This is a genomic window from Alteromonas sp. K632G, from assembly GCF_017653625.1.
In the GTDB taxonomy this organism is placed as follows: domain Bacteria; phylum Pseudomonadota; class Gammaproteobacteria; order Enterobacterales; family Alteromonadaceae; genus Alteromonas; species Alteromonas naphthalenivorans.
This window is the reverse complement of record NZ_JAGGDM010000001.1, coordinates 383,126-405,204: the sequence shown is the minus strand read 5'-3', so window position 1 is coordinate 405,204 and position 22,079 is coordinate 383,126. Positions and strand designations below refer to the sequence as shown.

Sequence of the window (22,079 nt, the reverse complement as noted above, 5' to 3'; positions counted from 1 at the left end):
TTCTCTCTTTATATTGTAATTGAAATTAAATTAGACCAATCGCCAATGAGCGCCCCATTTAGGCAGCGGCATCTGATTTGATAGTTACCGCTTGCAAGGTTTAACGTCCGTTTAAAGCATCCAACTACGCCAGGTAAACCAACATCAGGCACGGCTAGACTTTGCCAATTCGCGCCGCCATCAGAAGAGTATTCAAACTGCATATCTGTCATAGCTACGCGGCAATAATCGTTAATAGTCGGGTAACTTTTTAGTGTGAAAACTGAATCTCTGAACGAGCCCACTACGCCAGCTGTTGAGTAGTGAAATCCTTCACCGTTAACTTGTGATTTCATCTGATCGTTAGTAACGCAGCGCTCACCGTCTACGCTTGCATTCCACAACTCGATAATTGAACGGGCATGAGTTGGCGCAAAAGCTTCTTTTGTGCCGTATGTTCGTATTACTGAGGAATTGCAAATTAGAGATCCACCAAAATTGTGAACCCGATAAGGACGGTACCCACCTACTGAACTGCAGTGGTTAAAATCCATGTGCTTTTTAATGTCGGCTATACCATCAGAAGCGTTGCTACCATCAAGACCAAGAACATATGCACGCGCTTCGATCACTTCTTCACTAGATAAACCATTGGAAAGCAATATATCGCTATTGTTTGTAGGGCCGTTGTAATTGCCCTGGTTGGAGTTTAAACCTAAATCAGCGGTAAGGTAGCAAACTTGCATTAAAGCCATGTAGGGGCCGTTGTTCTGATCTGCGGTAATAGCTGTTTGCCATGTTGAACTGCTGCCAGTGTAGCCACCTGTTACTTTCATGCGCCATACTTCTAGAGAGTCTCCACCTCGAATATTAACGGCTGATTTCTTGCCGTTTGAATAAGTGTTTTCAAATAAGAAGTGACCACTGTTATCGCCATTAAAGTAGCCGTCACGCGTGCCATTCAATTCACCAGTAATATAAACTTGGTTTTCTGTATCTCTAATTCTTGCTTGCGGCACTATGAACCATTCAAGGTTTACATCACTACCGATCACCGTGGCTTCAAGCTCTGGCACTGCTGGCGTTTCTGTTCTTATTAGCTTGCGAACGTAGCAATTAAGTACATCACCTGTGAAGCTTTGGCCGGCGATGCTTACTGATGTGGCGTTAGATGGCGCTCTAATCAGCCAAACTTCGGTGCCTTCAACATAATGGCTATACTGGCCTTGTGCGCTCCCTATGCTTGGCACGACACCACCAGAGGTTCTACCCTCTATTTTGAGCGATATTTGATATATTTCACCGGCCTCGAAAGAATAGCTAGCAGACAGTGCAGAACTAGAATTATTTGCCGTATATCGTTCACCGTTTTTACTCCAACCGCTACCGCTTAAAGCATCTGGGCTAATTAGCTTCGCTGAAACTTCGGGCGAGGGGTGAATAATAAATCTGTGTACAAATATTTGATCCTCTGTTGAGAACCGAACGAAATCTTCAACCGGCGTTTCAATACCTAAATAGGCATCACCTGGTATATAGCGCATCGAGCCCAATGAGGTCGGCGCTATACTGGCTCCGCTTGGTAATCGAAGAATTTTTTCAAACGGGCGATCACTTCCTTGCACTGAAATAGCGTTAACTAAATTAGGTATCTGCATAAAAGGCAGGTAAAGCGTTTGGTTTGCGTAAACGGGTAAAGCTTCGGTAGTTTCCTGCGCCTTGGTTCCTAACCAACTTTCGCCGCGTCTGAAATCTAGCGTAGTGTTATAAAGCACGCCGTTGATAGTTACATTGTTCAATATTGCAGTAGCGTCACCAAGCGCGGTAAGAAACGGCATAGGAATGTTTAACCGGTACTTACCGCCGTTAATAGTTGCCGTTGCACCTTCAGCTAAAACTATGGCGGCTAACCCGCCCGTTTCATCAAGCAAGCATCCGCAATTGTTTAACTCTAAATCACCGTTAGCATAATAAGCGTAGCTATCGCCTTCTATCTGACGTAGCCAGCTAACCATGCAATCTCGCGCTTTCCCACCTTTGCCAAAATAAACACCGGCACCGCTGTAATAACTCGTCAAGCCTTCAGTATTTACGGGGCAGTGAAACTCATGTGATGGCCCACTAAACCCGCGAATACGCATATCGATAACCACGGCCTCGTTAGCGCTTTCGCCAATGTAAAGACCAGTTAATGTCTCATTACTATCTTTAAAGTCGTGGTTATCATTTTTAATCTCACCCGCCGCAATAATTACTTTGCTGTGGCCTTCCTCCACAACCAAGCCAATGTCACCCTCACCTTCACAATGAAACCCCTGCAGAGACACGTCATTGGAATTTTGAGGGACAACCAAAAATTTAGAGTCGGCATTGATGCGCGTAATTTTTGAAAGCTTGGCACCATTTAAAGAGTGTCCGTTCGTATCTATCAGTTGGGTTTTATTCGTTACTGCTGAATCAATAGTGAGGCCGTAGCTTTCACTTTGCAGCTGTATCGCCCTGTCGTAGCCGCGAACCCTTAAACCATAGTAGCGATGATAATCAGCATCTAATTGATAAAGCGTGCCACCGTCACCGACCATGTAAGGAGCATCGGCGTTAACTTTAAAATTAATTTCTGAATCGCCAACCTGAATGCCATAGTAAAATGATATTTCACCACTAGCCACGCCATCTACATCAAATGTAAAAGGCGTAGTTTCTGGCCACCAATCTCGAATATTAGTTTCGCTACAAGCGATATAAAAGTTATCACCGGTTTCAAGTCGATAAAGGTTCTCGCCATCATCGTTATCGTATTTTCTTGAGTAGATATTTCCTAACTCTTGCGCTGGGTTGCAATAATCCCAGCTATCTCCCTCAGTCCACCCAGGGGCAGTGTTCAGATTTATATCAAAGCATCTATTCATACTGCGGCAACCTTAATCTAATACTTTCAATTGTTATCGTGCCGGTGATAGGTGCGCCGCTATTTTGGCGTTTTATATAAATCCGCTCGTTAGTGATAAAACGATGAGCGCGAGAGTAATAAATAATATTCGGATCGGTGTTTGTAATTGTAACTGCTGCCTTTCGATTTAAGTTTGATGTCATAATTATCTCTAACTCAAAGTCATCATAGCTATCAGAGAAAAAGCGAAGCGCATCATTACTGTCGGACGCATTATCAACAGAGTAAGTCCTACCGTTTTGCATCCAACTACTACCCATTGAATTAGGTGTTTCAGGCGTTATGTCCTCGCTGTACCAATAACCATCGTCACGAAGAAAGAAGGTATCAAACGGGCTTCTTAACGTTCCAAAGGCAACATCAAAGTAACCGTTTAATGATCGGTAGTAAGATTTATCAGTATGAAGCGTTTCCCATCCGTTACCGATTTGCACAAAATCAATAATTCCCTCGAAATACTCGCTGTCAAATTCACCAATTTTATAAAGGTCGGTAACTGTGGTTTCTATAGTTTGCCACTCAAAATCAGTGATAAATGGTGGATTGTTAGGTAATCCATTTCCCCCATTACCCATGGGGAAAACCTTCATTTTAATGCTACCGGTAAAGGCGCTATTCAGTCGGATAAAAAGCCCTCGATAAAAAACAGCAAACTTACGGCTTTCAATTGTTGTAGGCATTTTTTTAAATCTATCTTCAAAGCTGAAGTAAATTTCTTGACGTACAGAATCGAAGTGTATCTCTCTGCGGTTGTTAGGTGAGTCCGTTGGTGCTTCATCAACAGGCAGCATGCGCGGGTAATCCCGTAGCCGGTGTGCAAGGGATATTTCTGGTTCAACTGGCGGCGCTATTGATTCCGTGCGCTTATCGTCTGTGACTGATTGCGGTAATTGCTCTCTAGCTACGGTGCCCGTAACATTTTCAAAGGCTGGCCAGCCTTGAGCATAATCTGGCTTTTCGGTTATCTCGCTGTATTTCCCCCAGCGCTTCACGAATTCAGGCAGAGTGGCCGCTACGATATCGCTCCACTCTACCTCTGTTAACGGTTCTTCCTGCCCTTCTATGGTTGCTACAAATGCTTCATAGGCTGCACGGTTGTTCTCTAGGGCCTGTAATAACCAATCGCCTAAGCCGATGGGAATAAGTGCCGCTGGCACATTGATTTGGTCTGCGTGTGGCCATGGCGTTGCTAGCGTTAGCGTGCGGTTTATTGTGTCACCTGCAGTCACGGTCACTGGCAAAAATCCATTTAGAAAAAGTCGACTACCTGGTGCTATCGCAAAATTTGAATCATTACTATTTATCTGCAGTGTGTCACTGCCGGCTGTGATTGTTACGTCACTGAAGTCTCGCGCATAATTACTCATGGGATATGCTCATTTTCACCGGAACCACCACCTATAACGACCGAGCCGCTACCCCCGCTACCAACACTATCGCTAGGGGGCGTTGAGCCGTGATAGAGCGCCGTTACGTCTGAGATAGTTTCGCCAGCTTTCGCTACATCGATAACGATGGCTGATTGCTGCACTAAAATGTTGTCATTGGTGCTGGTTTCTAGCGTTGCTCTAAAGTGGGTATCAGTAGAACCCTGTGGAATTACCGCCCCTAATGAGACAGTTACAGAACCTTCTTCTTCTACATTTCGTGAATTGAAGCGTTGAACTTCGGTGCCATCTATATAAAGAACAACGTCGAAATTTGAGGTTGAACCACCGCCCCCTTGGTGGTCGAAGGCTAAGCCTGAAATCGTTAGAATTCTGTTGGAGGCAGGACCTATAAACCCTGGCACAATCGTACCCTGCACAATTGTGTAGTTTGAATTTGCACCTACCGTGTATTCCCCTTGCACTACCACGACATAGCGGTCCAATACATCACCGACGATCTTATTCGCGTATACTGTGCCCAGCACCGTGCTATCTTCATCAACGGTTACATTTTTAAGTGAAGCGTTTTTAAGGGAAATATCGCCAGCCTTACTGCGCCATTCAAGGGCATTAGATTTATTTAAAGCTGGTAAGTCCGGCTCTCCGTCGGCATTGAGCATTTTAGGTCCAAACCAGTACCATAAATTTTCTGTTCCAAAACCATTAGCCAGTTCAATTTTCATGAAATTCTCACCGACCATCTGAAATTCAGGGGATTTTAATTTACCGGCAAACTCTGTATCAGCGCCTATTTCCAACTTGCCCGTTATCGTATTGAGCGAGAAGAAAACCACGCCGGCTTTGCTGGCGAACTTCAAGCGGTCCATGTAAAGGTGTATGTCGCTGTTGCCATTGCCGCCGGCTATCTCTAGCCCTGTAAATTGCTCGTTCTCGTCGATGATTCCAAGGTAATAAGCGGCCTCTAATTGTCCGAGGGAATTTTCAAGCGCTTGCATAAAACTAATCACGTTGACTTCTTCGCCTTCGCCATTAGTGACCTTCACTTCTTGGAATGCTCGAGCTAAAGGTGCGCCGACTATCCAGTTTCCGTCTTCGTCTTCATAGCCAATTTGCACGACGTTATTTTGTGATATTTGGGTCTGTACTGTTTCGGTACCAACTTTCTGCTTCAAGCCGATGATATTGGTTTGGTTAATCTGGTTGGCCTGTTCGACTGAAGTTACTTGGTAAACTAATCGCTGGTAGTCGTCGCCGTTCTCGCTTGTTGCTGTGCTCCATAGGCTCACATCATTGGTGATGTTATCGATGTGCTCACCGAGTGCAACGGGCAAGCCTGGCCATTGAATTAACGCAAAGGTTTCAGGTACAAATTCCTGTGCGTCTACGCCCAGCAAGTTCGGAATTGTGACAGATAGCCAGTTAGGGTCGGCGGCGTTGCTATTTACAAGCCGATACCACACAACCACCGTTCCACCGTGGGGGGTGTTGGTAATGGTAATAGTTAAGTTTTTGCCTGCAGCCAGCGCGCTGCTGAAATCTTCTTCTGTATCGCCATCAAAAGAATATCGCCATTCATATGTTGCGCCGGCATTGGGTGGGGTAGGGCCAGTGACAATAACGCGACCTGGCAAGATGTTTACACCAATATCGCCAGTCGGTGTGCTAGTTGCTCCCACGTTAAATAAAATGGTAGTGCCAACACTGGTCTTTTCGAAGCGATTTTCAGCCGCTATCGCCACCCGATAATCACCCAACGTTAAATTATTAATATCTTGTGCTGGGCTAGTTGGGTAGTACACCTGTTGCCAACCATCATCTGGATAGCGGGTAATTAACACTACATAGCGGCGAATGCTCGTAGGGGTGTCGTGTGACCAGGTTAAAACGCCCTGCCGCCAAGCGTCATTGGGGGTAGGTGTGTAACTTACGTTCTTAGGCTCTTTAACGTAGGTGTTATCTATTGATGTACCAGGCGTTAAATCTTGCTCGGCTGGTATTACTGAGTCGTCGTATATCGCCGCTGCAGTTTCTTGCAATACAAGCGACCATATGAAATTTTCAGCATCGAATTCATATCCCACCACTTCAAATTCTTTATTGGTGATCCCTGCCTCTTTAAAATTGGCGGAAATCACAGCGCCAGGGGGGCATTTTATTCCTTTCCAACCCACCTGTATGCTCAACGTATCACCGGCCGCCATGCGCTCCATATACAATCGATTTAAGCGCTGGCACATGGTATCCGAGTTTGTGTAGCCCAACTCACGTTTATGTTGCAAATAACGCTTGTCACGTACAGTGCGGTAATAATCACTGTATATTTCAGTACTATTCGTCTCTTGATAATACGCAGATGGGTCGATAAACACCGCAACCACTGCATTACATCTGTCTTCTAGTGCTGTAAATGGCTGTCTATCAATCTCACCTTGCAAATCGTCATCAGTTAAACTGACCGTAGCGGGTCCACGGTACGCAGCTGTGAGCAACCAATATTTACCCCCTGCTTCTGTCCATCTCCCCCCACAGGATTTTAATAGCTCGTCTTCAACAATCCTCTGTCCCTGGCTTAAATCAATAATGCCATTGCATGTCCAACGCTTTTCGGTGTGAGTGTTACCGTCTTTATCAGTAAAAGTAACTTCTTCATCACATAAATTCGCTTCGAATGCGATATTGGCAATGTCGAACATTTCAATTGGCAGCACAATATCACCACCGAAGCGCTTCCAATAAAAATTAATTAGTGCAGCGTTATCAGTCCATTCCCATGTTGTTTCGTCATCCGCAAGGTGCGAACCATCACCACCAACCGTCGAATCTTTTCTTGGGTCGTAACACAGAATTCCTTTAACTTTAAACTTAACGTCTTGCACGCCGTTTGGGAAAATGTCAGGGTTAACCTCATACTTGTTATAAGCATAAGCCACCCCGTAACCAACGCATGTGCTATCTATATTTTCCATTTCATTACGTGCATTGGTATTAACTGTAGTCTGGTCACCTAACGCGACTTCAATACGGTACCCTTCACCACTCAACTGGTTATTTTCAACTCCATCGAGTTGATAAAGCGTAATGCTTTCACAAAGATGAGCGGCAAGCGGTACAAAGAATAAGTGATATTCTTTATCTCCAATTGTCCGTTTCTCATATTTAGTAATTGGTCCGCTGGTAATGGTTTCACCGACTACCATTGTGCGTGTCGGGTTACTTTCTACACTCAATTCTTGGCTGCTAGTACTTATGCCACCCATGTCTGGAACCATTGAGTCCATTAACGCGTCGAACCCAATTGCCCCAGCGACTCCTATACCAATAGCCCAGCCCACACCAACAACTGAAGCCGCGCCCAACCCAATTGCTGCACCAACTACCACGGCAGGCACTAAGCTACCCTCCAAACTTTTTTAATATTTAGAGGTGAGACAGTGGCGAGCTGATCAACACCAGGAACAAGAACCTGCCCGTACATAACGCCTGCAACTTCTTGCCCTTCATAATCGACCAATACAACATCGCCGCGGCGAACAGAAAGCCTCGACACTGGCGCGCCTAAAATACCTGTTAGCGCTTCTTCTATATTTGAGTACCCCTTTTTCTTTAAGGCTCGCTTTGCCCCTATAGCTGAGTTGTATGTACCTCTGAAATCGGCAGCTTTGTCTTCGCCAGTCATTGCTAGCACCGCGTCTGCAGGGAATAAGCAACAGTCGTTCTTACCCCAAACAAAAGGAGTATTTCTTCGGCTTTGAATAAAATTGGTCAATAAGTCAGTCCAGTTATGTGATCGAATCATCGTTGCCTCGTCGAATTTTTATTGCTTCCGCTTGCTCTGCCGCTTACTGCATTGCTGCCGCTGTAACTGTTTAGAGGGCCTTTCGCTATCGCTTCAACATCGTCAAAAAAACTATCGTTGGGATAGATAGCGCGCTGGCTGCCTGAACTGTAGGTTGTATAACGTTTAGGTAAACTCCATCGGTGTGAATAACTCACTGCTTCAACAGTGATGACAGGGGGAGCTGAGTAGCGAACGGGGGATTTATTAACAATGCCAAGAAAAACAAGTTGTGTGGCAACAAGCTGCTGATGTTCATTAAAAACGCCCAAATACAAGCGCACTTCACCGCCTGCGGCATCATCTGTGATGGCCTCTGCTACAAGGCCAGCATCTGAGCTTTGTAAACTCAAATTCACGGTAGGCGAGCTACCCTCTTTTACAATATCAACGAAGCCGTTTCCCCCAACGCCGTACCAGTTTTCGCCTTCCCACGGAATAGTCCCTACTCCGTTATGAAAGCGAACCATTCCTACAGGCCATACGATTGAACCCATAATGCAGGCACTTTTGTTGTTTGCGCTGAGCAGTGCTTCTATTTGAGGGTCTAAATGTCTCATGCGCGAATACTCGTGAAGCCAGCAATACTGAAATTTTTCAGTACCATTTTTCTAGACGCAAAATTCAACCCTTGATGGTTATCGGGTAACATCATCTTGCACATAGGATCCGCAGTAAGAAGTTCCGTGCCGTCTGTAGGTATACTCAGAAGTTGAGGCCGAAAACGTAAGGTGCATTCTCCATTTGCATCGGCCACAGCATCTTCGGTGAGCTTGTATAAAAAATTGTCTAACTGAAACCTATCACCTGCAGGGGCAATTAAAGTATTCGCAATTGCACCTCGGATAAGTAATGCAGTTCCGGTTTGCTCCCCCCCATCAACAACTACAGTGCCATTCCAGTCGCCCAGCTGCGTATGCGTGCTATCCCACATCATAAATTCGCCAGCACTACCATCTAAGGCATCAATAAACACATCTAACTCCCGTCCAGCGGCATAACGAATACCCGACCATGTGCCAGTGAATGTCCAATAAGAGCCTGGGCGGGTCCAGACTTCAGATACACGGCTTGGCCCTGTGTTTACCACGCTGTTTGGCACAATTTTGAATTGCAAAGAACTTGGTAATATATGTCGAGGGAAAATAGGTAAGCTCATCGCGCAGCCCTCCATCCTTCGTAGACGGGGCCTCTACCACGTTTCAATTGGGTACCAGCCTGTGCAAGAGTGTCCTCCTGATGCTTTTTAAGAAGCGGAGTTAATTTCGCAATAACCTCTTCAGTGTCGCCACCCGACACATTCCATGTGCTGTTATCTTGTATAATGACGGTTCCTGCACCGCTATCATTAGCAGCTGTTCTATTCATTAAGTTTGCTGTGTCTGCACGGCTCGTAACATACGCAGGGCCTTTTACAATTTCGGGGCCATATTCACCTGCGATACCAAACTGACCAGATGGGATTCGGCCGCCTTTATCAAAGAATCCAGCAAACATCGCTCCGATAGCAGCACCCACTGCGGCTATCGTGGCGAGTGAGCCAATACCGTTAACGCCGCCCGTTGCCAATGTAGTAGCAGCTGCTGCAGGCGCCATTGCTGTAGTAATAGCGGCTGCAGTTCCAGTTGTGGCTGTGGTAGCTACTGCCGCTTCGGTAGTTGTAGCGGTAGCATTAATACCCGCCAGAAGTAGTCGCTTCACGCCAATTTCAACTAGGGTCGCTACAACCTGTTTCCCCATACTCAAAAACACATTTCTTAACCCTTCGCCTAAGTTTTCACTTTCGAATAACGCATCTGCCGTGGCATCACCGACACCGGCTGCAAAACGGTCAAACGTGTCTGACCACATCGCATCGAACTCTGATTTAGTGCTGCTTTGAATAGCCAATATGGCGTCAGAATGCCGGCGCTGCTCGGCTTCAATAAGCTGGTTTACTTCTTGGCGTTTGGTTAAATCCTGTTCGGGCAAGCTGTCGCGGTAGGTTGTTAATGTGGTCAAGTTATCTTTATGAGTGGCGTTCTCGCGTTGCTCTGGCGTCATGGTACCAACAGCAATACCTTCTACTTTACTTTGCAATAATTTTGCTTGGGCAAGGTTATCTAGCTCTTTTGCCTGCAGAATTAGTTTTTGTTTTAATTCATCGTTGATGTTTTTGAGCGCGCCATATTCAATGTCGTAGCGTACTTGCGCTTCACGGCTAGAATCACTAAACAAACTAATTTCTTCATTCTGCTTAGCAATCAGCTTACTGACTTCATCATTTAAATTTTTAACCGCATTCTTCTGCTCGGTTCTCGCGTCGACGTCTTGCTTATGAGCATCAAGCTTTTTAGCTGATTGCAGTAACGCTGCTTTTTCCGCTTCGCTGAGATTTTTTAACGAGCCATGCGTAGTTTCATAAGCAATCCTGGCAGCTTCTCCTACTTCGCCGTATAACGATCGTTGTTGTTCAAGCTTGTCCAGTAAACCTTGTACCTCTGCGCTAATAGTTGGCTCTAACGTCGGCATTTGCCATCCGTCTGTAGGCAAACCAGCCTCAAAAAGTGCAGAGTGCTTTTGACTTAAGCTGTTCAGCAGCTCTTCAACTTGCTCTATCTCTTCACGAAGCTCACCAACTAACGGGTTAGCTCTCTTCCTTCTTAGCTTGGCTGTTTTTTCTTCTTCATCTCTTAACTGCTGAGTAAGTGAAACTAATTGCGCCCTTGCGCGATATTCTTTTTGAGTAAGATCATCCAAGCGCAACGCTTTGCCAGCTTCGTTAAGGCTTTTATACTCTGCAACCAACTTATTTATTTCTGTCGCGAGCTCGAAACTGACTCCCTTCAATTCTTTGTTTTTTTCAGTTGCATCCTCTGCGTTTGTTGCCCATTCGTATATGGCATATGCACCAAGCAGAATAACACCAGGTATGCCACCTATAGCAGCCCATAGTCCACGAACCACAGTTGTCGCCGCTCTGCCCACTATCGCATATTGCGCTGTGGCAAGATTTAGGGCTTTTTGACTGGCAATAACAGACTGGTTAGCAACAGCAAGTCGAGTTAAAGCTCCGGCACGCAATGTATCGTTACTCGCAACCTCTAGCGACCGCTTAGCGGCCAATTGAAGTGAAAGGTTATGTTCATGCTGTTTTTTCGCCGCTGCGAGTGTTGCTGCGGTTGCAGTTTGCTGTGCAACCGTTTTTCGACCAAGCTCAACGCCGTAATTACTCACAGCAGCTGCACCACGAACCAGTGCAACTGCCGTTAGTGTTTCAACAGCAGTAGTTAATGTTTCGGCATTGTCACGCACGAAAGTTAGTGCTTCGCCGGTTGTTTCTAGCAATGCGCCATAGGTGTTGGAAATAGGATCTTCAAAGGCGGCCACCGTTTGAATTCGCAAGTTCTCGAGGGCATTTTCCTGTGCAGTAATATTATCGATGTTCGCTTTTGCTGCTCCATCGTATTCGTCTAACGCTTTAATTAAATCGTTGCGGAACATTTCACTGGTAACGCTACCTTCCAGCACCAAGTCACGATAAGTTTGCCCTTGTAGGCCAGCAGCACGGGTTATGGCTTGCATTAACCCTGGAATAGGTTCCATTACCTGGTTGAATTCTTGTGCCTGCACTTTAGGCTGAGAGAGCGCCTGCCCTAAGCCGTACATTAAGTTACCAAGCTGGTCAGTGCTAACACCTAGCGCGCTTTGGGCGTTACTTAACCCCTCCATAAGCGCACGCTGTTGCTGCTGGTTAATTATGTCGCCTTTACGCAATGCAGCTAACGAGGCGTAACTTTCCCCCATCACCAGCACAGACTTCCCATGATCATCAGCTAACGTCGTTAAATAACGCATTGAATTACTGTAGTCAGCGGTATCTTCACTTAAATAACGAAGGCGTGTGCTGAACTGCTGATAATCGGCAAGGGTATCTTTAATATCTACCGCAGCATTTTGCGCAGCCAATAAACCAAAAGACGCAGCAATGTAGCCTGCCAATGGGCGCATAGCAGTACCAAAGCTTCGAGTTTGCGTTTCTAGTTGTTTGATATTTCGAGTAGCGGATGCGGCACTCGTATTTGTTGTGCGCATGCTTCGGTTTAATTCACCTTGGCTAGAAATGACTTGTTTAATCTCGCTCTGCAAATCTTCCAGTATATTTTCGTACTGGTTCATACCCGTTTTTGCAGCGTTTGTTTGCTGCTTAGATAAACTCACTTCCTTATTTAATGCGGCTTGCTGGGTAACCAGCTGTTTAAGGTGGGTGTCTAACTTCGCAACCGCATTTTCTAAAACAGTAAAGCTACCAGCTTGATTGGTAGCCTCTGATTTACCGCGGTTTAATTCTTTATTTAGTGCCACCTGTTGCGCTATGGCCTGTTGATACTCCTGGCGCATACCTTTGGTATTCGCCAGTAAGTTAATCATTATATCTAGGTCACTGTTGCTCACGGGTTCGCTCACATAACGTTGCGACTACGTTGCGGCTGATAATGCGCAGTTTTTGGTAGTCTTGGTGGCTGTATGTCCTGTCACACGCTTGTGCATCTGCCAGAACTGCGGGTAAATCCAGCGCAACCCGAATACCTTCGGAATAACTCCACAAGTCGTCTACATCTAAAAACCAATAAAATGCTTTTTGGTTTTCGGGTAATAATTCCAGAACACGATCTTTAAAGTCTTCATCGGCTTGTAGTTGCGCTTTAATTTGCGCCTCTGTCATGCCGTAGCCATCTCGAAGTTGCGCTACCCACTCTTCTTTGTCGCTATTGCTAACACTAGGGCCAACCCAAGCTTGGGCGGCCTCTAGGAGTTTTTTTCCGCCACCCCTGCATCCATTTTCAAGTACGCGTTGTATAGACCAACACGATAGTTGGTATCTGATAACAGCGCTTTCTTGTCAGCTGTGGTTACCTCTTCAATGTCACCTTCTGTTTCACCCGCGCCTAAAATGGCAGCGTCTAGCAACGAGGTTTGACCTTCCTTGGCCAATTTGTCGAACTCTGTTTCGCTGAGGCGTTTGAAACGCACAAAGAAGCTGGCTTCTTCAACTTTACCGCCATCAACAGGTATGTTTACCGTGACTGGCCACGCAACCGATTCTTTTTTAACAATGCGTAATTTCATTAACTCACCGCCAACACATTTTTGTTAATAGCGCCATAAGGCATCACGAAAGTGCGTTTACCTTCAAATTCGCCATACCCCACCCCAAGAATTTGCAACTGGGTATTGGAGAACGACACAATATTGCCTGCACTGGTACCATGTTGCAGCGTGAAAGGTAAAAACACTTCAGCTTCACTATTTACAATGGCGTATGGGTCAAAGTCGCCGTGATCAGGTACTAGAATTTCAATCTCGCCTTCCGGTGCAATGTCATCGATGCTAACGCCTTCATACCCGGGTAAATCGGTGTAATTAACTTCGTTATTCTGGTCAGAACTAAAATTAACCAAGGCGTATTCAGTGCCATCTAACGAAAAAGTGGTGTATTGATTGCCCACTTTCACTGGTTTAGTTTGTGAGAATGCAGGGGCAGGCATCGCCGCGGAAAGTACACCGCCATAAGTACCCGTAATCGAAAGGGTAAAGGTGGGTACGCCGCCGTTTGAAATTGTCCAGCTCACATTCGCTTGCGCCGATAACACTTTGTGGTTTCTGCCCGAAGCATAAAAATAGAACGTCGCGTCTGGCCAGCTGTCATCGTCTAATTGCGTGTAAGTTACATCCGTTCCCGCGTTAACGGTTTCCGAGAACGCACCAATTTTAAGTAAGTCACCGTAAGCAGGAACGTTGCCTGCAGTACCCGCGCCTGCAATTTCAATCTCTGTCGACAACGTAAAATGCTGACCAACTAATAATTGTGGTTTGTAACCCAGCGTTGCGTCATCAAGCTCTCGGTCAATCGTTTCCACTTCAAAGGTAATTTCAGCGTTCTTCGTTTGAATGTGTTTAGCGACTTCACCGGCTGCAATGTAATCCTCTCCAACGGTTAACGCAGGGGCAGCTGTCGCATTGAAAACCGCCATGGTGAGTAGAAGACGTTTAACTTTGTATTTTTTGAAGGTCGCACTCATTACTTAGACTCCTTTGCAGGCACAGCTTCAACCTGCTTTACAGATAAAGTAGGGGCGGCATTAATTTGCGCTAACTGCGACTGGGTAAGTTGATTTTCAGGAAAGTCAGTTTTACCTGGCTTAAAGTCGATACCAGCACTACGTACTGATTTGGCATGTGAATTTGTTACTGTAATAGGCATGTGCGCCCCCTTTTTGCTGATGTACTCAGTGTGGCAGGGGGGAAAACGCAGCGTTAGGGCAAAAATTAAAGGTCGTTAAAGCGCAATTCACAGAGCACCCAAGCGTAGAGAGGATCCATTTGGCGAGATTGCCGAGCACTAATAATCTCAATGTTTAGCGGGGCGTTTTGTTGTCCGTCATTAGCCACCAAGGAGCGAATGTTTTCTATCATGGCAAATTCGATAGCTTCTTTTTCGCTGCCAGCAGTAGCTTCGGTTACCTGCTCTTGTGCCACTATCATGAAGTTATGAATTTCGTCTTCAGTATCGAAAAGCTTACCGAACTGAGGAAACCCCGAAGATACAATGGCGTACATACGCGGGTAAGTATCCATTTTTGTATCTAAATCACTGTACGAACGGGTGACATAGATATCTGAGCCTAATAACGCCTTTAAATTATTTTCAACTGCGGTTAAACGCGCTTCTGGAGTCATTTAAGTTCACCTTTGACCGCTAATTCAGCGGTGAGTATGCGTAGAGAAAGGGCTGGCAATGTTTTTTTTATATGTTGTGCAGCAGGGCTTAAAAAGGGCTGGGCGGGTGTGCCGTTATAAAAAATCTTAGTTTGAATAAGGTAAGCAAGCTGCTCCATGCTCATGTTTTCATCATCGGGGCGAATGCCTTTAACTGTTAACCAGTCCATGATTGTTTGCTCTGGTACCCACCCCCCTCTACCGGTTCCTTCTTCAATATATTTAGCATAGTGAACAGGCGCTAAGATTTGTTGATGAGTAAGTGCTTTTTGCTTTGCATTAATGGCATTAGTTAAGGTTGAATCTGCTTTAGGGGCATGCCGCTTCGCTTCCCGAGCCCCTTCATTTGCGCCACGGCGTATAATTTTAGCCGCGGCACTATCAACTTTCCCTACGCTTTGCTGTAGGTAGTTCAGTAAAGCGCGAGTATTTAACTCTATGGCCAACTGATTCATAACGACTTAGCAATGGTTCGCGCTTCAATTTCTAGGGCTTTAAGCGCTATCGCAGGACTACCGTATTGCAATTTGGCACCGCCTTTCACGGTAACTTGTGTGCCAGGCTCACGTAGCACCAGTAGCTTCATTACTTCCATTTGACACAACAGCAATAACAACGCTTGCTTGCGAGGCTCTATGTCAATTGCGTTATTTATCACTTGGTAGCGGGCATAATAAAAGTAGGTAAAGCGGCTTCCTAAATTGGCAATCATGGCGCTAGTTGGCGCAAAGCTGAAATATATTGAACCTTCGTTATAGCTGACTTCAGGCAGACGTGAAATATAACCGGCTTCCCACGGCGCGGCTGCTTGTTCAAATCCCCACGCGGTCTCTTTGTATGCCCAAAGATTAGTGGGCGCGCTGTAAACCTGCACCCCAGACTGTAAAGTGATGGTATCAATGCCTGTAGCCGGCGCTAGTCGACTGAGTGCATCTAAGGCATTATCCACGATTGTGCTAGTCAAAGTGGTGTCGGTGGTATCAAGTAGCTTTTTGCTACTTGATACTGACACTAAAAGACTGCCGACAAGGTCAGTTTTACTTATTGTCATTCTTTAGTTGCTCTGCCCGTTTTGCCATTTCATCCTGAACCATGGCGGTTTTGGTTTCATCATCCGCCACTTCAAGTAATAGAGGGTCTAACTCTTCTACACTCGAGAGGGCTAATGCAAATTCACTAAGCTCACTATCGTATTCACGCTCTTTAATGGCGCTCTCAATTTTAGAAATAGCCGTTTTACGGTTTTGCCCTGCAGCTTCAGCGGCAATCAACTGCTGCAAAGCATCTTGTTTAAGCGGGGCTAACACTTCATCTAACTTGGCGACCGGCGAACTCAAAATACTTTCAATATTAATAGTGCCAGTAAATGAAGAAGGTGTGGGTGTCTCTTTTACTTCTACCGTACGAGTTTCACCTGGATTAATCATTTTGCCAGCAACAAACATAATCGCCGCAGTCGTATTGGTAATTGCTTTTTTCATTTTCACGTACCTTATACAAAAAAGGGCAGGCAAATCGGCCTGCCCTTTTTATGGGTTACATTAATGGCGTTTAACGGCCTGTGGCTGAATACACAACAACAGAGGTGTAACGGTCGGCCAAAGGCTTAGGCGTGTGAATAGCATTGTATTCTTCGCCATACGCTTCTTTAGTACCGTTAAGTTCACCGGTTGCAGGGTCGCGGCCCTCTTGCATTTCACCAATGGCAAACGCTTTTGCCACCGTATAACTTGTGGTGCCTGTTTGGCCCATCAAAATACGTTCATCACCAAGGTCAATGCCTGGTGCGTTGGTAGAAAATGCAGGTAAGCCTTTTACTCTTTCAAGATCCCCCATGCTTCCCGTATCACTTCCATCACGTTTCAAGCTCACCACGAACTGGTCAGCATTGGTGCACATGTCGTTAAGTGTGTTGCTCATTAACAAGAAGTTTGGAGATTCGTAGCGGTCGTCTTTCATTAGCGCTTTACGGCTACCTAGCTTGCGTAACAAACCGTTTAGGTGCGCTTCTAGCTTGGTATCAGCCGGCAAATCAATATCAAACATCGCAACGTTTGTTGATTGGCTGTAACTAATGGTCGCTGTTGACTCATTAGGCGCTACTACTTCACCGGTTTGGTCAACAAATTGAATATAGCCAAGGTTAGGGTTAGTTAGCACATAATAAGTGCCAGCTTCTTGTGTACCCGAACCATCGAAGGCGGCAATTTCAGTACCACCAAAGCTAATAACAATGGGGTTATTCGTTGAGCCCACAGGGTTACCTTGTAGGTCATACACTTGATGTGGGCGAACCACTGGGAATGCAGCCGTTTTTAGCACTGTATTAGCACCATCTAGCTGTGATGCAATATTTTCAGACGTAACCGGTACTGCACCGAAGCTATCGGAAATACGTAGCATTTCATTCGCCAGTCTACGCACAACAATTTCACGAAGAATACGTGAGCACGTTGCTACATGACGGCCCCATGCATCCCAATTAACACCGCTTACACGGGTAAAGTGCATCATTTCGTTAGACACATTAAACGCAATTTTCATCGCATTGATATATGCCATATCCATTTTTTGTGTAACACCTGCCTTTGGAATACCGCCACGTTCAAATACTAAGCCGTCGTTGCGACCTGAAAACGCTTTTCGTTCTTCATAAGGCACTTGTGTAACAGCTTGAGCGGAAGGGTCTGTATTGGTAGCAACTAGCTGTAGTACAGACATATCGTGCAGGGCTTCACGAATCACTTCACGGCGAAACGCATAAGGTAACGACGTATCTGACATACTGCCTTCTTCACCATTAAGTACTTTATACTCACGGTTTAGTTGCTGATTATACTGACCATCAAACAACGTTAGCACTTTATCGACGAACGGATCGACAGACTCAGAAAGGCGAATTGATTTGTTAGAAAACGATGAGGTTAACTTAAGTTGCTTACGCACATCTTCGGCAAGCTTCATTGCATTTACGTTGTGGCCAGATGCTAAAACTACTGAACCCATCGCGCCTTGATGACCAGAGAAACCCATACCAGCGAGTTTAGTTTGCGACTCTAACTCTTCACCCAACGTAATTTGCTGCGTTGCTAACGCATTAACTTGGGCTTCGCTCATATCTGCAGTAATTAAGTCTGCAGACGCAAGTAACTTTGTTTTTACGCCATCTGACAAACCATCAACACCATTTACCTTTTCGGTAAACAGTTTTACGTTAGCGGCTTTTTTAGATTCAGTATCGGAAAGTTTTTTCGCTTTGTCGGCTTCTAGTTTCTCAAAAAGAGCCTTAACACCGTCTTCCGTTAGGCCAGTTGAAGTATTAACGGTAACGTTAGGAACTGAATCTGGCGCAGACTCAGCAAGCGCCAATGCGGTTTCTTGCAAGTTCGCCATAAGGGTCTTTTGTTGTGATTCATCAGAAGTGCCTTCTAGCACTTTCTTAGCCGTTTCTACCCATTTGCTAATGGCCTGCTCACTAAGCTTTTTATTAGCAAGCGCAGCTCTAAATAACTCGAGTAACTTTTCCACGTTTATTTCCTCAGATAGTTTAACCGCCAGCTGCTGTGAAATTAGCTGTATGCCATCAAAGTCTTCACTTTCTGATAGCTCTACACGGTCTAGATTTTTGATACAGGGGCGAACCACTAAACCTGCCGCTAATAAGGTAGGGCCATGTTCAGTATGGGGTTCTTCGTTGCTGACGAAATTTTCAATAAATTCCGCTGATAAATAGCGATAACCTTTGTCCTTGATTAACTCTTGGCCAAAGTTCGTCCACGCTACTTCACCACGCAGTTTGTTCCCATCCAGGAATAAGCGTGTAATTGTGCCGGCTGCACCATCACTGGGGGTATGAGCACGGTCTATGAAAATATCTTGCCCGAAAACGCCAGCATTGAAATTCTCAACCATGCTTTGAAGCATTGTGGTGTTAATTTCAAAATTGCCGTAACGAGGGTCATAGAAACGGCCCGTACGAGTAATGGTAACCACACTGGTTTGTTGGTCGGCATCCACCGACACTGCAGCGGCTAGAAAGCGCACCGTTCGCGTAGCTGCAGGTGCGTCCAATTGGATTTTTCGGTTGTGTCGGCTCATGTCCACACTTAACTATATTTAACCTAGATTCAGTGTGGCAGGGGGGGAAACGCAGCGTTAGGGCAAAAAAGAAAGTGCTAGCCCAAAGCTGCTCGTACTAAACAATCTTTGGCCTCTAATAACTTTCGAAGGCCTGCGCTCTTCTCAGCTCCGTCTGGTAAGCTTTCATTCATTTGACGTGCTAAATCACCAACAGGCTTGCTTACCGCCTGTAATTTGGAGGGAAGATGCTCATAGTCAAAAAATTTCATGTTCATAATTTAATTTTCCATTTTTAATGATTTGCTGCTGACAATAGAAAGTTTAGAGCGGCTATTAGTGCAAGGTTAGGGCAAACTTTTATGCAAAGCGTTTTTTAAGGGTTTTGACTTTCGACTTGATCATGGTTTCTTTTAACTGGTCGTTTTGAAGTAAGTTGTTCTTGTATACGCCCAGTACGCCCACTCGAATATTACCAGGCTGATTACTTAACCATTGAATTCGGTCTTCTTTACCAGCTTGGTCTTCAGCTGATACTTCATCATCAAATACCGCTTCTACATAACTTAAAGTATTAGGGTGCGCAGGCCACGGGTTCTTACCTTTTGGGTAAACGCCTCTGCCTAAGCCATAACGGTTAACACTTGCATGCATATCGCAAATATCCACCCTAGGATGGTTAGGGCTCAATACAAATCGGGTACCGATAACATCATCATCGTCTTGCAAACTATTTTGGTACGACATTCCATAAGCTCTGTTTATTTCAGTTCTAAATAAGCGTCTGGCTTGCCAATAAGCGGCATCTTCGTCGGTACCTTGTGCTTTTAATACTTTGCCTATTTTATCGCTACTTGCGTTTTTTTCTTTTGCTTGTAAAGAACTAGGCGGTATTTCACCGTTAGCAATTAAAGCAGCTGCGGCTTCACTGGCAGAACTGCCCTGAATAACTGCACTGTTAATAGCACGGATAACCTTATTTTTATGGTTATCGTTAATAATCCAAATGCGATCAGATAATTGAAGCCCATCTTCACCAGTGAACTGTTTAACAAAACGGGTTGTGCGCTGACTGATATCAAGAGCAGCTTCGGTGCCAGAGTACGATAAGAAAGGCTTTGTACCAATGGTGGCTGACTCCCGTAAACTAGCATTTAATAATTCTGTTTGCAGGCGAGATAAATTCAACAGCACACTTTCAATATCACGGCGTAATGCGCTTAGTTGTTGAAGTCGAATAATGCCGATTGAGTCAGCATAAAAAACTAATAAAGCCACCGTTTCTTCTAAGCTTGCTTCGTAATATTCTTTCAACGTGGCAAGGGTGGCCAAATCTAACGTTAAATACTCTTTTAAAGCGAGAGCTTGGGCGCGTTTTATAATCGCTTTCTTAGCTGATAACTCGCTCATGATCATTCACTCACAATATAGCTTGTACATCGTTAATAGAAAGTATGCGTACTGTTTTATCATCAAGCTCATAACGATAACCAGCATACCTACCCAATAACACCCTATCACCTGGCTTCACGAACATAGGGGCTCGTCTACCGTTGCCCAACACTCTCCCCTTACCTACCGCTAAAACTGTGGCTTGATTCGAAGGCCGACTGTCTATGACAGCAATGGTATTCGACGTTTTAGCTGGGCGTTCATCAGTGACCACCACGTTATCAGCAATGGGTTTAAGCATTTTGCACATAAGTGGCTGACTCGCCTTTAGGTTGATTGTTAGGCGTTACCGTAACACGTGGCTTGGGATTGTCATTAGTGGATGTTCCATCCTCATCGTCTTCTTCGCCAGGATAAGGATCACCACTACGCTTTTGGTCTTTAATTTTATCCATAACATACGCAGGTTCAAACCCTGCCGTTTCCCATACCAATGAATCTGGCACACCTAGCGCCTGATATTTCAGTGCAAGGTCGGCTTTCTGGTTTCGTGTTTCTGTTTTGCGCTCGGTAAATTGAACATTAAAATTGTAGGAATCGGGGTTAATACCCGCAAGCAGCAGCTGCAGACGGAAACCTTCAAAGTACACTTGGGAAATAGTGTCTTGCAGACCTTCAATTTCTTCAAAATAGTCTTTTTTCAAGTCTTCTAAAATGTCTCGACTCAGGCCTTCAGAATAGCCAAATAAACCTTTGGGGGCGGGCGCACCGCTAAAAAATGTATCGAGCAAATGCACCACATCGTTGATTTGGTCTAAATTTGCGTCACCATTCACACCAGTTACACCACCTTTGTGGTTGGCATAAAAATCGGTGGTCATTAACCCTTTATTGCTCTCTATTGTAGATTTGTATTTGGCGAGTTCTTCGGCAGTAGCACCATCTAAAACATGACTGAAACGCTGCGGTGCTCGTGTTCTACGACGAATAACCAAATCATCTTCTGTCATTTGCAGTTGCTTCCACGTTTTTCGTGTTGCATCTAAATACGGTCGACCAGGACAACCGAAATCGTCGTAGTTATCTGGGTCTATGCGCACCATTGATAGCTGCCAAAACGCAAAATTTGCAATTATTTGGTACCCCCCAACTGGGTCTAATTGCTTATATGCAGAAGCTATGCTCTTCAATTGTCCTGTGGGTAGTGTGTCCGGTAAAATTGTTTCTGCTGGCATTCGCAGGCCCGAGACTACATTACGTTTATCATTGACCACCCACTGCATAGCTAATGAGCCTTCCATAGCAGCACCACGGGCATCTGAATGCAGCTTTTGTGGATTATTCAAACCAAGACGAAGTTTAAATTCGTTAAACAAACGGGTTACACGTTCACTTTCTTTACCTTCCCACTGCAGACGTATGCCGTTTTTTGTAGCATCTCTAGCCATCTTTCGGTGTATGCGTTTCACGCGAGGGTCTACGCGGTCCATTTCACGGATGTTATAAACCGACAATTTATAATCTGGGGATATATACAGTTCATTGTAAATTCGCTCCGCGATATTTTCAGAATTTACCGTTGTTCCACTGCGAGTATTATTTTTGTGCTGGGGCTCTTCGCTTTTGCTTACCGTGTCGGCCGAATTAGAGTGACGGCCTAGCGCACTATTTATTTTTGAAAGAATTCCCATGCTTG

Annotated in this window: 20 protein-coding genes; all 20 read right to left on the bottom strand. The window is 45.2% G+C overall.

Annotated elements, in window-relative coordinates; genetic code table 11:
• Positions 1-8 precede the first annotated feature (8 nt).
• The 20 genes from J5X92_RS01750 to J5X92_RS01655 all read right to left on the bottom strand — a co-directional run bounded on the left by J5X92_RS01750 (position 9) and on the right by J5X92_RS01655 (position 22,074).
• Positions 9-2,888: a hypothetical protein gene (locus J5X92_RS01750; protein WP_208804386.1), complete on the bottom strand. Its 2,880-nt coding sequence runs from the start codon at positions 2,886-2,888 to the stop codon at positions 9-11.
• The gene (locus J5X92_RS01745) at positions 2,881-4,296 is read right to left on the bottom strand and encodes a hypothetical protein (protein WP_208804384.1); all 1,416 of its coding nucleotides are present in this window, start codon (positions 4,294-4,296) and stop codon (positions 2,881-2,883) included. Before J5X92_RS01745 ends, J5X92_RS01750 begins: the two co-directional genes overlap by 8 nt.
• On the bottom strand, positions 4,293-7,709 hold the full coding sequence (locus tag J5X92_RS01740) for a phage tail protein (protein ID WP_208804382.1): 3,417 nt from the start codon (positions 7,707-7,709) through the stop codon (positions 4,293-4,295). Before J5X92_RS01740 ends, J5X92_RS01745 begins: the two co-directional genes overlap by 4 nt.
• A complete protein-coding gene (locus J5X92_RS01735) occupies positions 7,709-8,116 on the bottom strand; it encodes a hypothetical protein (RefSeq protein WP_208804380.1) in 408 nt (135 codons plus the stop codon). Before J5X92_RS01735 ends, J5X92_RS01740 begins: the two co-directional genes overlap by 1 nt.
• Positions 8,113-8,715 carry a hypothetical protein gene (locus tag J5X92_RS01730; RefSeq protein WP_208804378.1) on the bottom strand — a complete coding sequence of 201 codons (603 nt, stop codon included), beginning with the start codon at positions 8,713-8,715 and terminating at the stop codon, positions 8,113-8,115. The genes J5X92_RS01735 and J5X92_RS01730 overlap by 4 nt, the downstream gene beginning before the upstream one ends.
• A complete protein-coding gene (locus tag J5X92_RS01725) occupies positions 8,712-9,314 on the bottom strand; it encodes a hypothetical protein (protein ID WP_208804376.1) in 603 nt (200 codons plus the stop codon). Before J5X92_RS01725 ends, J5X92_RS01730 begins: the two co-directional genes overlap by 4 nt.
• Positions 9,311-12,589 carry a tape measure protein gene (locus tag J5X92_RS01720; protein ID WP_208804374.1) on the bottom strand — a complete coding sequence of 1,093 codons (3,279 nt, stop codon included), beginning with the start codon at positions 12,587-12,589 and terminating at the stop codon, positions 9,311-9,313. The genes J5X92_RS01725 and J5X92_RS01720 overlap by 4 nt, the downstream gene beginning before the upstream one ends.
• Positions 12,576-12,860: a DUF1799 domain-containing protein gene (locus tag J5X92_RS01715; protein ID WP_208804372.1), complete on the bottom strand. Its 285-nt coding sequence runs from the start codon at positions 12,858-12,860 to the stop codon at positions 12,576-12,578. Before J5X92_RS01715 ends, J5X92_RS01720 begins: the two co-directional genes overlap by 14 nt.
• A gap of 83 nt (positions 12,861-12,943) precedes the next feature.
• Positions 12,944-13,264 (bottom strand): hypothetical protein, encoded by a 321-nt coding sequence (locus J5X92_RS01710; protein WP_208804370.1) that lies wholly within the window; start codon positions 13,262-13,264, stop codon positions 12,944-12,946.
• Complete coding sequence (locus tag J5X92_RS01705; RefSeq protein WP_208804368.1) at positions 13,264-14,217, bottom strand: hypothetical protein; 954 nt, start codon at positions 14,215-14,217, stop codon at positions 13,264-13,266. Before J5X92_RS01705 ends, J5X92_RS01710 begins: the two co-directional genes overlap by 1 nt.
• Entirely contained in the window at positions 14,217-14,399 is a 183-nt protein-coding gene (locus tag J5X92_RS01700; RefSeq protein WP_208804366.1) for an HI1506-related protein, read from the bottom strand. Before J5X92_RS01700 ends, J5X92_RS01705 begins: the two co-directional genes overlap by 1 nt.
• Before the next feature lie 65 nt (positions 14,400-14,464).
• The gene (locus J5X92_RS01695; RefSeq protein WP_208804364.1) at positions 14,465-14,875 is read right to left on the bottom strand and encodes a hypothetical protein; all 411 of its coding nucleotides are present in this window, start codon (positions 14,873-14,875) and stop codon (positions 14,465-14,467) included.
• The gene (locus J5X92_RS01690; RefSeq protein ID WP_208804362.1) at positions 14,872-15,369 is read right to left on the bottom strand and encodes an HK97-gp10 family putative phage morphogenesis protein; all 498 of its coding nucleotides are present in this window, start codon (positions 15,367-15,369) and stop codon (positions 14,872-14,874) included. Before J5X92_RS01690 ends, J5X92_RS01695 begins: the two co-directional genes overlap by 4 nt.
• Positions 15,366-15,965, bottom strand: a complete 600-nt coding sequence (locus J5X92_RS01685; RefSeq protein ID WP_208804360.1) for a hypothetical protein — start codon at positions 15,963-15,965, stop codon at positions 15,366-15,368. Before J5X92_RS01685 ends, J5X92_RS01690 begins: the two co-directional genes overlap by 4 nt.
• Positions 15,952-16,395, bottom strand: a complete 444-nt coding sequence (locus tag J5X92_RS01680) for a hypothetical protein (protein WP_208804358.1) — start codon at positions 16,393-16,395, stop codon at positions 15,952-15,954. The genes J5X92_RS01685 and J5X92_RS01680 overlap by 14 nt, the downstream gene beginning before the upstream one ends.
• 70 nt (positions 16,396-16,465) lie before the next feature.
• The gene (locus J5X92_RS01675) at positions 16,466-19,012 is read right to left on the bottom strand and encodes a phage protease (RefSeq protein WP_208804356.1); all 2,547 of its coding nucleotides are present in this window, start codon (positions 19,010-19,012) and stop codon (positions 16,466-16,468) included.
• Between the two features lie 77 nt (positions 19,013-19,089).
• Positions 19,090-19,269, bottom strand: a complete 180-nt coding sequence (locus J5X92_RS01670; protein WP_208804354.1) for a hypothetical protein — start codon at positions 19,267-19,269, stop codon at positions 19,090-19,092.
• Between the two features lie 82 nt (positions 19,270-19,351).
• Positions 19,352-20,401, bottom strand: coding sequence for a hypothetical protein (locus J5X92_RS01665; RefSeq protein ID WP_208804352.1), 1,050 nt, complete (start codon positions 20,399-20,401; stop codon positions 19,352-19,354).
• A gap of 10 nt (positions 20,402-20,411) precedes the next feature.
• Positions 20,412-20,693: a co-chaperone GroES gene (locus J5X92_RS01660; protein ID WP_208804350.1), complete on the bottom strand. Its 282-nt coding sequence runs from the start codon at positions 20,691-20,693 to the stop codon at positions 20,412-20,414.
• On the bottom strand, positions 20,677-22,074 hold the full coding sequence (locus J5X92_RS01655; protein WP_208804348.1) for a hypothetical protein: 1,398 nt from the start codon (positions 22,072-22,074) through the stop codon (positions 20,677-20,679). Before J5X92_RS01655 ends, J5X92_RS01660 begins: the two co-directional genes overlap by 17 nt.
• Positions 22,075-22,079 lie beyond the last annotated feature (5 nt).

What these genes read in the sequence shown, in the direction of transcription:
- J5X92_RS01665 (WP_208804352.1), bottom strand. Translation starts at nt 20,401, where the DNA reads ATGAGCGAGTTATCAGCTAAGAAAGCGATTATAAAACGCGCCCAAGCT.
- J5X92_RS01680 (WP_208804358.1), bottom strand. Translation starts at nt 16,395, where the DNA reads ATGAAAAAAGCAATTACCAATACGACTGCGGCGATTATGTTTGTTGCT.
- J5X92_RS01660 (WP_208804350.1), bottom strand. Translation starts at nt 20,693, where the DNA reads ATGTGCAAAATGCTTAAACCCATTGCTGATAACGTGGTGGTCACTGAT.
- J5X92_RS01655 (WP_208804348.1), bottom strand. Translation starts at nt 22,074, where the DNA reads ATGGGAATTCTTTCAAAAATAAATAGTGCGCTAGGCCGTCACTCTAAT.
- J5X92_RS01715 (WP_208804372.1), bottom strand. Translation starts at nt 12,860, where the DNA reads ATGACAGAGGCGCAAATTAAAGCGCAACTACAAGCCGATGAAGACTTT.
- J5X92_RS01670 (WP_208804354.1), bottom strand. Translation starts at nt 19,269, where the DNA reads ATGAACATGAAATTTTTTGACTATGAGCATCTTCCCTCCAAATTACAG.
- J5X92_RS01730 (WP_208804378.1), bottom strand. Translation starts at nt 8,715, where the DNA reads ATGAGACATTTAGACCCTCAAATAGAAGCACTGCTCAGCGCAAACAAC.
- J5X92_RS01710 (WP_208804370.1), bottom strand. Translation starts at nt 13,264, where the DNA reads ATGAAATTACGCATTGTTAAAAAAGAATCGGTTGCGTGGCCAGTCACG.
- J5X92_RS01675 (WP_208804356.1), bottom strand. Translation starts at nt 19,012, where the DNA reads ATGAGCCGACACAACCGAAAAATCCAATTGGACGCACCTGCAGCTACG.
- J5X92_RS01735 (WP_208804380.1), bottom strand. Translation starts at nt 8,116, where the DNA reads ATGATTCGATCACATAACTGGACTGACTTATTGACCAATTTTATTCAA.
- J5X92_RS01690 (WP_208804362.1), bottom strand. Translation starts at nt 15,369, where the DNA reads ATGAATCAGTTGGCCATAGAGTTAAATACTCGCGCTTTACTGAACTAC.
- J5X92_RS01695 (WP_208804364.1), bottom strand. Translation starts at nt 14,875, where the DNA reads ATGACTCCAGAAGCGCGTTTAACCGCAGTTGAAAATAATTTAAAGGCG.
- J5X92_RS01750 (WP_208804386.1), bottom strand. Translation starts at nt 2,888, where the DNA reads ATGAATAGATGCTTTGATATAAATCTGAACACTGCCCCTGGGTGGACT.
- J5X92_RS01685 (WP_208804360.1), bottom strand. Translation starts at nt 15,965, where the DNA reads ATGACAATAAGTAAAACTGACCTTGTCGGCAGTCTTTTAGTGTCAGTA.
- J5X92_RS01745 (WP_208804384.1), bottom strand. Translation starts at nt 4,296, where the DNA reads ATGAGTAATTATGCGCGAGACTTCAGTGACGTAACAATCACAGCCGGC.
- J5X92_RS01705 (WP_208804368.1), bottom strand. Translation starts at nt 14,217, where the DNA reads ATGAGTGCGACCTTCAAAAAATACAAAGTTAAACGTCTTCTACTCACC.
- J5X92_RS01725 (WP_208804376.1), bottom strand. Translation starts at nt 9,314, where the DNA reads ATGAGCTTACCTATTTTCCCTCGACATATATTACCAAGTTCTTTGCAA.
- J5X92_RS01700 (WP_208804366.1), bottom strand. Translation starts at nt 14,399, where the DNA reads ATGCCTATTACAGTAACAAATTCACATGCCAAATCAGTACGTAGTGCT.